Source organism: Streptomyces sp. NPDC052107 (assembly GCF_040680215.1).
Lineage (GTDB): Bacteria > Actinomycetota > Actinomycetes > Streptomycetales > Streptomycetaceae > Streptomyces.
Genome location: NZ_JBFAWG010000002.1, coordinates 267,709 through 280,643, shown reverse-complemented (window position 1 = coordinate 280,643; position 12,935 = coordinate 267,709). Strand labels below are relative to the sequence as shown.

Below are 12,935 nucleotides of genomic sequence, written 5' to 3'. Positions count from 1 at the left end.
TTTTATGCAACGAACTATGCGGGCGGCTGGGCGATCTGCCTGGGAAGCATCACCCAGCGGGACACGACGAAGGTGACCGGGATCGCCGCCGCCGAGGCGAGCAGCGGGGCGAAGCGACTCCCCGCGTGGAGGACGTCGACGACGACGTAGACGCCCGACGTCGTGACCAGGAAATTGGTGACGTTCGTCAGCGGGAACAGCAGGAATTTACGCCAGGTCGGCCGCGTCCGATAGGTGAAGCGCGCATTCAGGAAAAACGAGCCGACCATACTGATCACAAAGGCGATGACATGCGCGAAGAGATAGGGCAGCCAGTTCAGGAACAGCAGGTAAAGGCAGTAATAGGTGGCGGTGTTGATCACACCGACCGCGGCGAACGTGAGGATCTGTCGCTTCAAGGAATGAGGTCTTTCGTCCGTTCCACGTTGGTCGCCTTCACCAGGAAGTGCGGACGACCCTTCACCTCGTAGTAGATGCGGCCGGTGTACTCCCCGATCACTCCCAGCATGACCATCTGCACCCCCGCCAGGGCCGTCACGGCGGTGATGATGGTCACATAGCCCGGAGTCTGGACCCCGTTGATCAGCGCGGCGCCCACGATCCAGGCGGTGTAGAGGCCCGCGCACAGCAGCAGTCCCATGCCCAGCCAGAGGGCGGCGCGCAGCGGGCGGTTATTGAAGGACAGCAGTCCGTCGATGCCGTAGTTGAGCAGTCCACGCAGGTTCCAGGAGCTGTTGCCGGCCTCGCGCGCGGCGTTCTCGTACTCGAAGGTGGTGCTCGGGAAACCCACCCAGGCGAACAGGCCCTTGGAGAAGCGGTTGTACTCGGTGAGGGCCAGCACGGCGTCCACCACGCGGCGCGAGAGCAGCCGGAAGTCTCCGACGCCGTCGACGAGTTCGACGTCGACCAGGCGGTTGACGAGCCGGTAGTACAGGCGTGCGGTGAGGGTCCGGGCGAGACCGTCGCCGGTGCGGCTGCGCCGGGCGATGACCTGGTCGTGGCCCTCCTCGCGCAGCTGGATCATCCTCCGGATCAGTTCCGGCGGGTGCTGGAGGTCGGCGTCCATGACGATCACGGAGTCGCCGGAGGCGTGCCGCAGGCCGGCGAGCAGGGCGGCCTCCTTGCCGAAGTTGCGGCTGAAGGAGACATAGCGGACCCGTGCGTCAAGGTCGGCCAGGTGTTTCAGGACGGCGAGCGTACGGTCGCGGCTGCCGTCGTCGACGTACACGAACTCCATGTCGTGGCCGAGCGGCAGCAGTTCCTCGGCGACGCTCTGGATCTTCTCGTGGAAGCGTTCGAGGACGTCTTCCTCGTTGTAGCAGGGTGCGACGATCGATATCAGCATGGCGGATCCCCCCAGGGGCGCGGTCAGGGTGCGGTGGTCACGCGCTCGCGTGGTGGTGTGGTCGTGGGCGGCACGGGGGCGCGCCGACGGCGGACGGCGGTGAGGGCGGTGAGCACGGCGAGGGCCGCGAGCGAGACGAGGCCGACGATCGTGCCCAGCCGCCGGCCGGGTGGGTGGAAGCTGCAGGTCAGACTGGTCGAGCGGCCGTCGAGGCGGACGGCGATCAGGCCGTGGTAATCGCCGGCGGGCCTGGCCGCGCCGTCGCCGGTTGCGCAGCGCCAGCCGGCGATGCGGGGTGCGGCGACGACCGCGATCCCTTTGCTGCCGGCGGGCAGTCGGGCGTGGACGGTGCCGTCGGAGACGCTCACCTCGGTGGCGCCGGTGGCCTTCAGCCGGGCCGCTGCGGTGTGCAGCCGCGCCGTGTCCAGGCAGCCGACCGCGCCGGGCGGGACACGGCCGGGACGGTCCGGGGTCAGCTCGATCCGCACGCGCCCGGAGGCAGGGGTACGGCCGAGCGGTTCCATGGCGGCGCGGTTGCGGCCGTACTCGAACCGGAAGGGGACGTCGGTGCCGGAGCCCGCGAGCCGCGCGGTGCCGGAGAAGTGCGGGGCCCACAGGTTCACTTGTGTCCCGGCCGGACAGCGGGCGGTGATCGTCGGCCCGGTCATGGCGTTCCCTGAGCCCACGGAGCGGCTCTTCACCGGCTTTCCGAAGTCGTCGTACACGGCGACGCGGGGCACGGTGTAGACCCGGCTGCCGAGCAGCAGTTCCTGGTTTCGGTACGGCGAGGGGCCGAAGGGGGTGCCGTCGGGAGCGGTCCGCACGGTCACCAGGGGCGGCACCTCGCGCCGGGTCACGGTGATCGTCCCGGTGGTCCCGGGCAGCGCCCCCTGGTGCGGGTCCGGCGGGTTGTGCAACCGGGCGCCGACGGAGAAGACCACGTCGGTGACGGCGTTGTCCAGGCTCTGCACACTGCGGCCGCGCGAGGTCCAGCCGCCGCCGAGGGCGGTGAGGGTGCGGCTGAGGACGTCCGGGGTGAGGCTGCTGTAGTACTGGGCGCCCTGGCCGCCGACCAGCATCGGGTCGTTGCCGACCGTCTGGTCGCGGCCGGGGTCGGTGCGGTAGCGGGGCCAGCCGTCGGCCTCGGCGATCGCCGCCGCCTGCCGCCGCTGCCGCTGTCCCCAGGGCGCGTAGTCGTCCAGGTGCTTCAGGCGCAGCTTGGTGGCGACGGCGGAGGTGGCGGCGGTCTCGCCGATCTGTGCGCCGAGGAGGAGTACGACGGCCAGGCCGGCGAGTCGCGTGCGCGGCCCGGCGCGGCCGAGGAGGACGAGTCCGGTCAGGGTGCCCGTGACGGCGAGCAACAGCACCGGCCAGGTGTGCGGCCGCACGAGCGTGCTGCGGCTCGCGACGGCGGTGATCAGGACGAGCAGCGCGGTCGCGGCGCCGAGGGCCCGTCCGTCGGGAAGGCCGTACGACAGGGCGTGCCAGGCGGCGATGACCAGCAGTCCGCACAGGACGAAGGCCTGCCGGTAGGAGCTGCCCTGCGGGGTGGCGAAGGCGTGCCAGACCAGACTGGTGGGCGCCCACTGGAGCGACAGGGCGACCGCGAGTACGAGCGTGGTCCAGCCCGCGCGCACCGGGGCGGGGACCGCGCGGTGGAAGGGCAGGGCGAGGGCGAGCACCAGGGCGGTGATGCCGACGTAGAGGGCCGGGGAGCCGAAACCGTAGGTCGTGGGCAGGAGGCGGGCCAGCAGGTCCTCGCCGGGCACGGGGGTGAACTGCCGTACGCGGCCGGGGTAGGCGTACTTCGTACCGAAGTAGATCACCGTGACGAGCGGGGCGGCGAGGCCGACGCCGAGGGCGACGGTGAGGGTGGCGCGGCCGGCCGCCGCGAGGGCCTGCCGGCGCGGCGGGCGGGCGAGCAGCAGGCGCAGCAACAGGACCAGGGCGGCGCCGAGGGTGGCCATGTAGGCGGTGTAGAAGTTGGCGGTCCAGGCGAGCGCGACTACGGGGACGCCGAGGAGGCGCCGGCGACCCGCGGTCGCCCATTCGCCGACCAGGCACAGCAGCGGCAGGGCGATCAGCCCGTCGAGCCACATCGGGTTGTAGTCGGCGTCGGCCACGGTCCAGCCGCACAGCGCGTAGGAGGCGCCGAGCAGTCCGGCGGCCCACCAGCGCCCGGGCCGCAGGGTGAGCAGCAGCCAGGCCATGGCGGCCGCGGCGCAGGCGATCTTCAGGACCGTGACGACGTAGACGGCGAGGTCGATCCGGTCCCGTGGGAAGACGGCGACGAGCAGGGCGAAGGGGCTGCCGAGGTAGGTGCCGAGGTCGGGCAGGAAGCTAGAGCCGTACCCGGACTGCCAGTTGACCAGGAGGCCGCCGTCGGCGTGGCCGTGCAGCAGGTCCCACAGGTGGGCGTGGAAGGGCACGTACTGGTTGCCGAGGTCGTTGACGCTGCGGGTGCGCGGTCCGAAGGGGTAGCTGCGGGCGAGGACGTCACCCGCGCAGAACGCCGTGATGGCGACGGCCGCGGCGAGCAGGGCGGCGGCACGCCTCGGAGGGGATATCGGTGTCACACCCTGTTGCATTTTCCGGCGTTCCCCCACAAAGGTGTGCCCGTCTTTTTCGCCGACTTAGACGGTCCGTGTTTCGGGTTGGTTGTGCGCGTACCCAAAAGTGGCGCGCTGCCCTCCGAATACGGGAAACACCGCATGAATTTAATGACTTCCTGGAAAAGCTCTGATTTCCGGGAGGTGTTTTTAAGGTGAACTGGACGGACCGGTCTTGCGTGCGGCGTAGGCACGGGCGGCCCGGACCCGGTTGCCGCACTTGGTGGTGCACCAGCGGCGGGCGCCGTGGGAGCGCAGGAACCAACGGGCGCAGCCCTGGGCGGCGCACTCGGTGAGTTGGTCGGCGTCGGCGCCGGTGAGCAGCTCGGTGGCGTCCTCGGCGAGCAGCGAGAGCGCGGCGGCGGCCGGGTTTCCGGTGTCGGGGAGGTCCGCGCGGTGGGGGCCGTCGGCGGTCCAGGCGAGCCGGGGGGTGGCGGGCGCGGCGGCGAGCGCGGTGTTGAGGGTGTCGAGGGCGTCGGCGGGCGGGAGAGCCGCACGGACGCGGGCCTCGAAGAGGGTGCGCAGCGCCTCACGCAGGGTGCGCAGCCTGCCGGACTGCCTGCCGTTGATCACCACCCGGTCGGGCAGCAACTCGTGCCGGACGAGCCAGAGATGCGCGGCCTCGGTGTCGTCGAGCAGGTCGACCTGGCCGTGGCTGACGGTGAAGCGCGTGTTGACCAGCGCCAGCGAGAGATACCGGTCCTCGCCCGGGACCGGGAGCCGATGCAGGTAGACGGGGGCCTCGTGATGCACGGCCCTCATGGTAATCCTTGCGGTTCTCCGTGAGGAGGACTTAGCGTGTCTCACGGAGAACAATAGCGAAAACCGTGAGACAAGACCGTGAGAGGTGAGCCGTCGTGGCCTTCGACGTGCACGCGCTGCGCAAGGACTTCCCGATCCTGGAGCGGACCCTGGACGGCGGCGCCCCGCTCGTCTACCTGGACTCCGGCGCCACCACCCAGAAACCCCTGCAGGTGCTCGACGCCGAGCGGGACTTCTACCTGAACCGCAACGCGGCCGTGCACCGCGGCGCGCACCAGCTGGCGGGCGAGGCGACGGAGGCGTACGAGCAGGCCCGGCAGACCGTCGCCCGGTTCATCGGCGCCGCCGCCGACGAGGTGGTCTTCACCCGCAACACCACCGAGGGCATCAACCTGGTCGCCTACGCGCTGGGCAACGCCGGCCGGCTCGGTCCGGGCGACCGGATCGTGGTGACGGAGATGGAGCACCACGCGAACCTGGTCCCCTGGCAGCAGCTCGCGGAGCGGAGCGGGGCGAGCCTCGACTGGTTCGGGCTCACCGACGAGGGCCGGCTCGACCTGTCCCGAGCCGAGGAGCTGCTGGACGAGCGCACCAAGGTGCTCGCCCTCAGCCACCAGTCCAATGTGCTCGGCACGCTCAACCCGGTGCGCGAACTCGCCGGCCGCGCACATGCGTTCGGCACGCTGGTGGTCGTGGACGGCGCCCAGTCCGTGCCGCACCGCCCGGTCGACGTGACGGAACTGGGCGCGGACTTCCTCGCCTTCTCCGGGCACAAGATGCTCGGCCCGAACGGCGTCGGCGTGCTGTGGGGCCGCGCGGACCTGCTCGCCGGACTGCCGCCGTTCCTGACCGGCGGCTCGATGATCGAGATCGTGGAGATGGACCGCACCACGTTCCTGCCGCCGCCGCAGCGCTTCGAGGCGGGCGTGCCGATGACCTCGCAGGCGGTGGGGCTCGCTGCGGCGGTGGAGTACCTGGAGCGGCTCGGCATGGCGGAGGTGGCGGCGCACGAGGAGGCGCTCACCGCCCGCGCACTGGAGCTGCTCGCCGAGGTCCCGGGCGTCCGGATCGTCGGCCCCACCGAACTCACGGACCGGGGTTCGGCGGTCTCCTTCACGGTCGACGGCATCCACCCGCACGACGTGGGCCAGGTGCTGGACGAGCGGGGCGTGGCCGTCCGCGTCGGCCACCACTGCGCCCGCCCGATCGTGAAGCGGTACGGCATCCCGGCGACGACCCGGGCGAGCTTCTACGTCTACAACACGCCGGCCGAGGCGGACGCGCTGGTGGAGGGCGTGCGGGCGGCCCAGAAGTACTTCGGCGTCTGATCGCCGGACCGCGCTTGACCTGGAGCGCGCTCCAGGTTCTACCGTTCTTGGCATGACCAGCGGACAGCCCCTCCCTGAGGATCGGGAACCGTCGTTACCCATAGCCCAGGTCGCCGAGCGCACGGGTCTCTCGCACGACACCCTGCGGTACTACGAGAAGGCCGGCCTGATCGACCGGGTCGGCCGGACCACCGGCAACCAGCGCCGCTACCGGACGGCGGACCTGGCCTGGCTGGAGTTCCTGCTGCGGCTGCGCGAGACGGGCATGCCGATCGCCGAGATGCAGCGCTACGCGCGGCTGCGGGCGGAGGGGGACGGCACGCTCGCCGAGCGGCTGGCGATGCTCCGCGAGCACCGCGCCGCACTGGCCGACCGGATGCGGGCGCTGCGGCGCAACGCGTCCGCGCTGGACGACAAGATCGCACACTACGAAGGGCTGCTCCACGACGGGCGGCCGGGAACGGACCACCGGACATGAGCCAGAGCACCACCCGTGAAGAGCGCTTCGCCCACGGCCTGGAGGTCCTGAAGAAGGTCGACGGGGAGGCCGGGCAGCGCGTTGTGGACTCGCTCGCCGACATCAACCCGGAACTGGGGCACCAGATCGTCGCCTGGGCGTTCGGGGAGATCTACGACCGGCCCGGACTGGCCCCCCGCGACCGCCAGTTGGTCACCCTGGGCATGCTCACCGCGCTCGGCGGCTGCGAGGCCCAGTTGGACGTCCACGTGAACGCGGCACTGAACGTGGGCCTCACGCCCGAGCAGATCACGGAGGCGCTGCTGCACTCCGCCGTCTACTGCGGGATACCGAAGGCGTTGAACGCCACCTTCGCCGCGAAGAAGGTCTTCGCCGAGCGCGGACTGCTGCCGCTCGGACAGCAGCCCGCGGACGAGGTCCCGGCTACTTCTGCTTGATCACCTCTGCTTGGTCACCTCTGCTTGATACGGAGGAAGGTGATGGAGTTCGCCGGGAAGGTGTAGCTGAACTTGTCGGCGACTTGGGCGAAGGTGGACGTCCGCGGTGCGACCGCCGTGGACGTCTCACTGTTCACCGCGTCCGGTGCGGCGGCGAGCGTGGTCACCTTCGCCCGGGGCGGCGGCGGCCTCGGAGCCCACGGTGAGCCGCCCGGTGGTGCTGGTGCGGCTCGTGGTGAAGGTGGCCTTGTACTGGGCCCAGCCGCCCCTGCGCACGGCGATCCGGCGGGGGTCACCAGCTGTTCGAAATATCAGACACTGGTCATCACTTCGAACGCACGGTAAAGAGGCGGGGCGCGAGCACATCAATGGGGCGAACGCGGTCGGCCGTAGGCTCTCCTCATGGATCTGCAGCCCCGGTACTGGCCGGTCACCGACGTGCCGGCCTATCTGGCCGGCCGCTGGCGGGTCGAGCGCGGCGTGCGAGACCTGGCGAGCGGAGCGGAAGGGCACTTCTCAGGGGCGACCGTCTTCACCGCGCTGAAGGCCGGCGGCCTGCTCCACGAGGAGTCCGGCACCTTCACCTGGCAGGGCGTGGCGCGCCCCGCCACCCGCACGCTGCGCTTTCTGCCAGGGCCCGTGCCGGGCACGGCGGACGTGCGGTTCGCGGACGGGCGGCCCTTCCACGCGCTGGACCTGAGCTCGGGGCGGTACGTCGCCGAGCACCCGTGCGCGGCCGACCTCTACCAAGGCGAGTTCACCGTCCGGGACGCAGACCGCTGGCGCTCGGTGTGGCGGGTCGGCGGCCCGGCGAAGGATCTGGTGCTGACCACGGACTATGTGCGCGAGGGCTGAGCCGAGCCGGCCTCGAGGCGGAGGTTCCAGCGGCCCGCGCGGCCGGTGACGGTGGACGTGGACAGCGGGCGCACGTCGATGTTCCAGTACGTCGAGGGCGGTGCCTTCAGGGCGTAGACCAGGGCCGCGCGGATGACGGCGGGCTCGGCGACGGCGACGATCCGGCCCCCGTCCTCCGCCGGCCGGGTGTCCAGCCAGCCGCCGACCCGGGAGATGAAGGCCAGCAGGGACTCGCCGCCGTGAGGGGTGGCGCGCGGGTCGGCGAGCCAGGCGTCCACCGCGTCCGGCTCTCGGGCCATCGCCTCGCCCAGGGTCAGTCCACGCCAGCGGCCCATGTCGCAGTCCCGCAGCGCCAGCTGGGCCAGCGGGGCGTACCCCAGCGCGTCGCCGGTGGCCCGGCTGCGCGGGGTCGGCGAGCAGTACCGCAGGTCGGCGGCCCCCAGCGGCAGCAGATCCCCGGCGGCGCGTTGCACTTCGTCCCAGCCGGCCTGGTCCAGCGGCCGGTCGTCGTCGAAGCGCTCCGCGAGCAGCGGGGTGCTGCGCGCGGCGGCGACGAACGTCACCCTCAGTGCCATGCGGTGATGGTGAGCCGCAGGTGAGTGCAGGGTCAAGGGGTGCCGCCTGTGAGTTACGGCGGGTGTGCGGCGGCTCACCCGGACTCGAAGCGGTGGACCATCCACTGGTCGGGGCGGTCCAGCGAGCGGAAGCCCAGCTTCTCGTACACCCGGTGCGCGTCCTCCGTGGCGAGCAGGATCCGGCGCAGTCCGTACGGCTTCAGGTGGTCGCGGATGCGGCCGACGAAGGCCGTACCGACGCCCTTGCCGCGCACCGAGGGGTCCACGTACACATCGGCGAGCCAGGCGAACAGCGCCTGGTCGGTGACCACGCGCGCGTACGCCACCTGCTCCCCCGAGGCCCGCTCGTACACCCCGAAGTTCAGCGAGCCCGCCATCGCCCGCTGGTGTTTCTCGCGAGGCCGGCCGATCGCCCAGTAGGCGTCGGTCGACAGCCAGCCGTGGACCCGGTCGACGTCGACGCGGTCGGGGTCGGCGGAGAACTCGTAGCCGTCGGGGAGTTCTGGTGAGCTGTCCATGGCGTGATCCTCGCAGGTCAACGCGGCACCGGTCGAACGGCTTTCGGCGCGCCGCGCAGGCTCTGGAACACCTCGTCACAGGCCGCCCGCAGCCGCCGTACGCCCTCCGTGAGCTCCCCGGTGCCGGCGACCGCCGCGAAGCTCAGGCGGAGGTGGGCGGCGGGGGGTTCGGCGCTGAAGTAGGGGCGGCCGGGGGTGAGGGCGACGCCCGCGCGGAGGCCGGCCGCGGTGAGGGCTGACTCCTCGGTGCCGTCGGGCAGGCGCAGCCACAGGTGGTAGCCGCCGGACGGGACGTGCGGCAGGGCCAGTTCGGGCAGGTGCAGGGCGAGCGCGGTCGTCATGGCCTCGCGGCGGGCCTTCAGCTCGGCCGACAGCGCCCGCAGATGGCGGGGCCAGGCCGGGGAGCCGACCAGTTCGAGGGCGGCCTCCTGCAGCGGCCGGGGGACGAAGAAGCTGTCCACGACCTGGATGGCGCGCAGGCGTTCCAGCACCGGGCCACGCGCGGCCAGCGCACACACCCGGAAGCTGGGCGAGGTCGCCTTGGTCAGCGAGCCGACGTGCACGACCACGCCGTCCGGGTCGTCGGCGGCCAGTGGGCGGGGCAGCGGGCCCGCGTCGGCGTGCACCAGGCGCCGTACGAAGTCGTCCTCGACGACGAAGGCGCCGGCCTCACGGGCGATGCGCAGCACCTCGGCGCGCCGGCCGGGGGCCAGGACGGCGCCGGTGGGGTTCTGGAACAGGGGCTGGCAGACGAACACCCGGGCGCCGCTGGCCCGGAAGGCGTCGGCGAGCAGCTCGGGGCGCACTCCGTCGGGGTCGACGGGCACCGGGACCGGGCGCAGCCCGGCGGCGCGGGCGCAGGCCAGCATGCCGGGGTAGGTGGGCGACTCGACCAGGACGGGTTCGCCGGGCGGGGCGAGGGCGCGCAGGGCGGTGGCCAGGGCGGGCTGGCCGCCGGCCGCGATCAGCACCTCGGCCGCGGTGACGGCCCCGCCGATCTCGCGCGCGAACCACTCCCGCAGCTCCGGCAGGCCCTCCAGCGGCGGCCTCCCCCAGGCGCCCGGCCGCCGCCCGGCCCGGGCCAGGGCCGCCGCCATGGCCCGCTCGGGCTGCAGGGAGGGATGCAGATAGCCGCCGTTGAACTCCAGCACGCCGGGCGGCGGCGCGGCCAGCGAGACGGTGACCCCGGAGGCGTCCACCGTGCGCGGTACGAGCTCGGCGGCGCCGTCGGCGCTCAGCGCGACCTCCTGCCAGGAGGTGTCCCCGACGGGGGTCTCCGTCGTGCGCGGCCGGGCCCGGAAGGCGCCTGCCCCGGGCCGGGTGACCACCAGTCCCTCGGCGGCCAGCTGGGCGAGCGCGCGCGCGACGGTCACCGGGCTCACGTGGAACCGCTCGACCAGCTCCCGGCTCGACGGGAGCTTTCCACCGGGAGAGTAGCGGTCAAGGTCTCGTCGGAGCTGTTCTGCCAGTTCAGTGACGCTGTTACGCTGGTGCATGAGAACACAGAGTAGCGCTACTGCTCCGAGCCCGATAGCGGTCACCGCTCCCCGCGAGCGTCGCGGCCTCGGCACCGGTCTCGCCGCCCTCGGCGTCGCCTCCTTCTCCCTGACCTTCCCGGCCACCGCCTGGGGCCTGGAGGGCTTCGGCCCCTGGTCGCTGGTGGCCGTACGCAGCGTCCTCGCCGCGCTCGTCGCGGGCGGCTGCCTCCTGGTTCTCCGGGTGCGGCTGCCGGAGCGCCGGCATCTGCCGGGTCTCGCGGTCGTCGCCACCGGTGTCGTGCTCGGCTTCCCGATGCTGACGACCCTCGCCCTGCAGACCTCGACCACCGCGCACGCCGCCGTCGTGGTGGGGCTGCTGCCGCTGACCACCGCCGTGTTCTCGGCGCTGCGCATCGGCAGCCGCCCCTCGCGCCGGTTCTGGCTGGCCGCGCTGGCGGGGGCCGCGGCCGTGGTCGCCTTCACCGTCGGGCAGAGCGGCGGCGCGCTGACAGCAGCCGACGGCTATCTGTTCGCGGCCCTGCTGGTGTGCGCGGCCGGCTACACCGAGGGCGGCCGGCTGGCCCGGGTCATGCCGGGCTGGCAGGTGATCGGCTGGGCGCTCGTGCTGTGTCTGCCGCTGAGCGTGCCGGCCGCCGCGGTGGCGCTGACGTACGAGCCCGTCCAGCTCACCGGGCACGCCATCGCCGGTCTGCTGTGGGTGGCGCTGGGCTCGCAGTTCCTCGGCCTGGTCGTCTGGTACCGGGGGATGGCCGTCATCGGCATCCCCCGGGCCAGCCAGTTGCAGTTGGCTCAGCCGCTGCTCACACTGGTGTGGTCGGCGCTTCTGCTGGGCGAGCACTTCACGGCGGCCGCTCCGGTGACCGCCGTCGCCGTGCTCGTGTGCATCGCCGTCACACAGCGGTCGTGACCATGAGGAGGGCCTGCGAGATGCGTGCAGCCAAGGGTGACCACCTCGTCCAGCATGGCAGGGTGGTCGGCCAACACGACCAGGAAGCGGAAGTCCTCGAAGTGCTCGGGGACGAGGGCAACCCGCCCTACCGTGTCAAGTTCCAGGACGGACACCAGGCGATCCTGTCGCCCGGGCCCGACTGCCAGGTCAAGCACAAGGAAGAGCGACAGCGGTAGGTCACCGCCGCGGCTTCACCGCTCCTCCGTAGTGGTCGGTGATCACGCGTGTCATCGCCCCGATCGGATCGGCCGCCACGTCCGCGGCGGCGAAGAACACATGCCCGCGCACCTGCGGGTAGCCGGCGGCGAGGGTGAGGTGCCGGGACAGCTCGACCGGGTCCTGCCAGGCCGAGGGCTGCCCGGCGGCCCCCGCCCGGTACAGGGCCTCGCCGATGTAGAGGTGTGTCTTCGTGCCCTTCGCGACCGCCGCCCACCACTCGACCAGTTTCGCGTAGTCGGCGGCGGCGAAGCCGATGTGCCAGTACAGCTGCGGGACGATGTAGTCGATCCAGTGGCTGCGCACCCAGGTGCGGGTGTCCGCGTACAGGTCGTCGTACGTCTGCGCGCCCGCCTGGGTGTCCGAGCCGCGCGGGTCGGTCGAGGCGTTGCGCCACACCCCGAAGGGGCTGATCCCGAACCGGGTGCCGGGCCGGACTCTGCGGATGCCGGCGGCCATCTCCTTCACCAGCCTGTTGATGTTGTCCCGCCGCCAGGCGGCCCGGCTGGAGAAGTCGCCGCCGTAGCGGTCGTAGGCGTCATCGTCGTCGAAGGTCTGCCCCGCGACCGGGTACGGGTAGAAGTAGTCGTCGAAGTGGACGGCGTCGACCGGGTACCTGACGACCGCGTCGAGCATCGCCTGCTGGACGAAGGCGCGGACCTCGGGCAGGCCGGGGTTGTAGTAGAGCTTCCCGCCGTAGGGCACCGCCCAGTCGGGGTGCCTGCGGGCCGGGTGCGCGGCGGCGAGCCGGCTGCGGTCGGTGTGGTTCGCGATCCGGTACGGATTGAACCAGGCGTGCAGTTCCAGGCCCCGGGAGTGGGCCTCCTGCACCGCGGTGCCCAGCGGGTCCCAGCCGGGGCTGCGGCCCTGGGTGCCGGTGAGGTACTCCGACCAGGGCTCGTACGGAGAGGGCCACAGGGCGTCGGCGGTGGGCCGTACCTGGAAGATCACCGTGTTGAGCCGGTCACGGGCCGCCCGGTCGAGATGGGCGATCAGCTCCCGCCGCTGCGCGGTGGCCGTGAGCCCGGGCCGGGACGGCCAGTCCCGGTTGGACACGGTCGCGAGCCACACGCCCCGCATCTCGGCGGCCGCACGGGGCCGATGCCGCGCGGCCGCAGCCGCCCCCGGCGCTGCGACGGCCCGGGGCCAGCGATCCCCCGCGACCGCCGCGCCAGGCGCGTTGACCAGCGTCGACAGTGCCGCCAAGGCGAAGGTCCGCCGTGCCAGATGCCCCATGCGCACACCCCATACGCTCCGGATCCGTTCCGTCACGGATCGTTCCGCGCCCCAGGATGCCCCCACCCCGCCGATCGATCATCGATACTTGACGGTAACGTGCTCGATCGGAGCAGGCGCCGAACCCG

15 protein-coding genes are annotated in these 12,935 nt (G+C 72.2%); 6 read left to right on the top strand and 9 right to left on the bottom strand.

Going from position 1 to position 12,935, the window contains the following annotated elements; translation table 11 throughout:
- Positions 1-14: 14 nt before the first annotated feature.
- The 4 genes from AB0M27_RS03195 to AB0M27_RS03180 form a co-directional block, all read right to left on the bottom strand.
- Positions 15-398: a GtrA family protein gene (locus AB0M27_RS03195; RefSeq protein ID WP_365717333.1), complete on the bottom strand. Its 384-nt coding sequence runs from the start codon at positions 396-398 to the stop codon at positions 15-17.
- Positions 395-1,345, bottom strand: a complete 951-nt coding sequence (locus AB0M27_RS03190) for a glycosyltransferase family 2 protein (RefSeq protein WP_365717331.1) — start codon at positions 1,343-1,345, stop codon at positions 395-397. The genes AB0M27_RS03195 and AB0M27_RS03190 overlap by 4 nt, the downstream gene beginning before the upstream one ends.
- 23 nt (positions 1,346-1,368) lie before the next feature.
- Entirely contained in the window at positions 1,369-3,921 is a 2,553-nt protein-coding gene (locus tag AB0M27_RS03185) for a YfhO family protein (RefSeq protein ID WP_365717329.1), read from the bottom strand.
- Between the two features lie 183 nt (positions 3,922-4,104).
- Positions 4,105-4,716 (bottom strand): ABATE domain-containing protein, encoded by a 612-nt coding sequence (locus tag AB0M27_RS03180; RefSeq protein WP_365717327.1) that lies wholly within the window; start codon positions 4,714-4,716, stop codon positions 4,105-4,107.
- A 95-nt stretch (positions 4,717-4,811) separates the two neighbouring features.
- On the opposite strand from AB0M27_RS03180, the gene AB0M27_RS03175 reads away from it, so the two are divergent.
- The 3 genes from AB0M27_RS03175 to AB0M27_RS03165 are packed head-to-tail and all read left to right on the top strand — an operon-like array spanning position 4,812 to position 6,959.
- On the top strand, positions 4,812-6,044 hold the full coding sequence (locus tag AB0M27_RS03175) for a cysteine desulfurase (RefSeq protein ID WP_365717325.1): 1,233 nt from the start codon (positions 4,812-4,814) through the stop codon (positions 6,042-6,044).
- A gap of 52 nt (positions 6,045-6,096) precedes the next feature.
- The gene (locus AB0M27_RS03170) at positions 6,097-6,522 is read left to right on the top strand and encodes a MerR family transcriptional regulator (protein WP_365717323.1); all 426 of its coding nucleotides are present in this window, start codon (positions 6,097-6,099) and stop codon (positions 6,520-6,522) included.
- Positions 6,519-6,959, top strand: coding sequence for a carboxymuconolactone decarboxylase family protein (locus AB0M27_RS03165; protein WP_365717321.1), 441 nt, complete (start codon positions 6,519-6,521; stop codon positions 6,957-6,959). Before AB0M27_RS03170 ends, AB0M27_RS03165 begins: the two co-directional genes overlap by 4 nt.
- A 14-nt stretch (positions 6,960-6,973) precedes the next feature.
- Here AB0M27_RS03165 and AB0M27_RS03160 read toward each other — a convergent pair whose 3' ends face one another.
- A complete protein-coding gene (locus AB0M27_RS03160; RefSeq protein WP_365717541.1) occupies positions 6,974-7,126 on the bottom strand; it encodes a hypothetical protein in 153 nt (50 codons plus the stop codon).
- Between the two features lie 235 nt (positions 7,127-7,361).
- Here AB0M27_RS03160 and AB0M27_RS03155 point away from each other — a divergent pair, with 235 nt between their 5' ends.
- The gene (locus tag AB0M27_RS03155) at positions 7,362-7,814 is read left to right on the top strand and encodes a DUF6314 family protein (protein ID WP_365717319.1); all 453 of its coding nucleotides are present in this window, start codon (positions 7,362-7,364) and stop codon (positions 7,812-7,814) included.
- Here AB0M27_RS03155 and AB0M27_RS03150 read toward each other — a convergent pair.
- The 3 genes from AB0M27_RS03150 to AB0M27_RS03140 all read right to left on the bottom strand — a co-directional run bounded on the left by AB0M27_RS03150 (position 7,796) and on the right by AB0M27_RS03140 (position 10,403).
- Positions 7,796-8,389, bottom strand: a complete 594-nt coding sequence (locus AB0M27_RS03150) for a histidine phosphatase family protein (RefSeq protein WP_365717317.1) — start codon at positions 8,387-8,389, stop codon at positions 7,796-7,798. The two genes, AB0M27_RS03155 and AB0M27_RS03150, sit on opposite strands and share 19 nt — an antisense overlap.
- 74 nt (positions 8,390-8,463) lie before the next feature.
- Complete coding sequence (locus AB0M27_RS03145) at positions 8,464-8,907, bottom strand: GNAT family N-acetyltransferase (protein ID WP_365717315.1); 444 nt, start codon at positions 8,905-8,907, stop codon at positions 8,464-8,466.
- 17 nt (positions 8,908-8,924) lie between these two features.
- The gene (locus AB0M27_RS03140) at positions 8,925-10,403 is read right to left on the bottom strand and encodes a PLP-dependent aminotransferase family protein (RefSeq protein WP_365717313.1); all 1,479 of its coding nucleotides are present in this window, start codon (positions 10,401-10,403) and stop codon (positions 8,925-8,927) included.
- On the opposite strand from AB0M27_RS03140, the gene AB0M27_RS03135 reads away from it, so the two are divergent.
- Positions 10,402-11,313 carry a DMT family transporter gene (locus AB0M27_RS03135; protein WP_365717311.1) on the top strand — a complete coding sequence of 304 codons (912 nt, stop codon included), beginning with the start codon at positions 10,402-10,404 and terminating at the stop codon, positions 11,311-11,313. The two genes, AB0M27_RS03140 and AB0M27_RS03135, sit on opposite strands and share 2 nt — an antisense overlap.
- Positions 11,314-11,333: 20 nt before the next feature.
- Entirely contained in the window at positions 11,334-11,531 is a 198-nt protein-coding gene (locus AB0M27_RS03130) for a DUF1918 domain-containing protein (protein WP_365717309.1), read from the top strand.
- 1 nt (position 11,532) lies between these two features.
- On the opposite strand, the gene AB0M27_RS03125 is transcribed toward AB0M27_RS03130, so the two are convergent.
- Complete coding sequence (locus AB0M27_RS03125; RefSeq protein WP_365717307.1) at positions 11,533-12,807, bottom strand: family 10 glycosylhydrolase; 1,275 nt, start codon at positions 12,805-12,807, stop codon at positions 11,533-11,535.
- Between the last annotated feature and the right edge of the window lie 128 nt (positions 12,808-12,935).

What these genes read in the sequence shown, in the direction of transcription:
- AB0M27_RS03190 (WP_365717331.1), bottom strand. Translation starts at nt 1,345, where the DNA reads ATGCTGATATCGATCGTCGCACCCTGCTACAACGAGGAAGACGTCCTC.
- AB0M27_RS03180 (WP_365717327.1), bottom strand. Translation starts at nt 4,716, where the DNA reads ATGAGGGCCGTGCATCACGAGGCCCCCGTCTACCTGCATCGGCTCCCG.
- AB0M27_RS03170 (WP_365717323.1), top strand. Translation starts at nt 6,097, where the DNA reads ATGACCAGCGGACAGCCCCTCCCTGAGGATCGGGAACCGTCGTTACCC.
- AB0M27_RS03165 (WP_365717321.1), top strand. Translation starts at nt 6,519, where the DNA reads ATGAGCCAGAGCACCACCCGTGAAGAGCGCTTCGCCCACGGCCTGGAG.
- AB0M27_RS03155 (WP_365717319.1), top strand. Translation starts at nt 7,362, where the DNA reads ATGGATCTGCAGCCCCGGTACTGGCCGGTCACCGACGTGCCGGCCTAT.
- AB0M27_RS03150 (WP_365717317.1), bottom strand. Translation starts at nt 8,389, where the DNA reads ATGGCACTGAGGGTGACGTTCGTCGCCGCCGCGCGCAGCACCCCGCTG.
- AB0M27_RS03145 (WP_365717315.1), bottom strand. Translation starts at nt 8,907, where the DNA reads ATGGACAGCTCACCAGAACTCCCCGACGGCTACGAGTTCTCCGCCGAC.
- AB0M27_RS03135 (WP_365717311.1), top strand. Translation starts at nt 10,402, where the DNA reads ATGAGAACACAGAGTAGCGCTACTGCTCCGAGCCCGATAGCGGTCACC.
- AB0M27_RS03140 (WP_365717313.1), bottom strand. Translation starts at nt 10,403, where the DNA reads ATGCACCAGCGTAACAGCGTCACTGAACTGGCAGAACAGCTCCGACGA.
- AB0M27_RS03130 (WP_365717309.1), top strand. Translation starts at nt 11,334, where the DNA reads ATGCGTGCAGCCAAGGGTGACCACCTCGTCCAGCATGGCAGGGTGGTC.
- AB0M27_RS03125 (WP_365717307.1), bottom strand. Translation starts at nt 12,807, where the DNA reads ATGGGGCATCTGGCACGGCGGACCTTCGCCTTGGCGGCACTGTCGACG.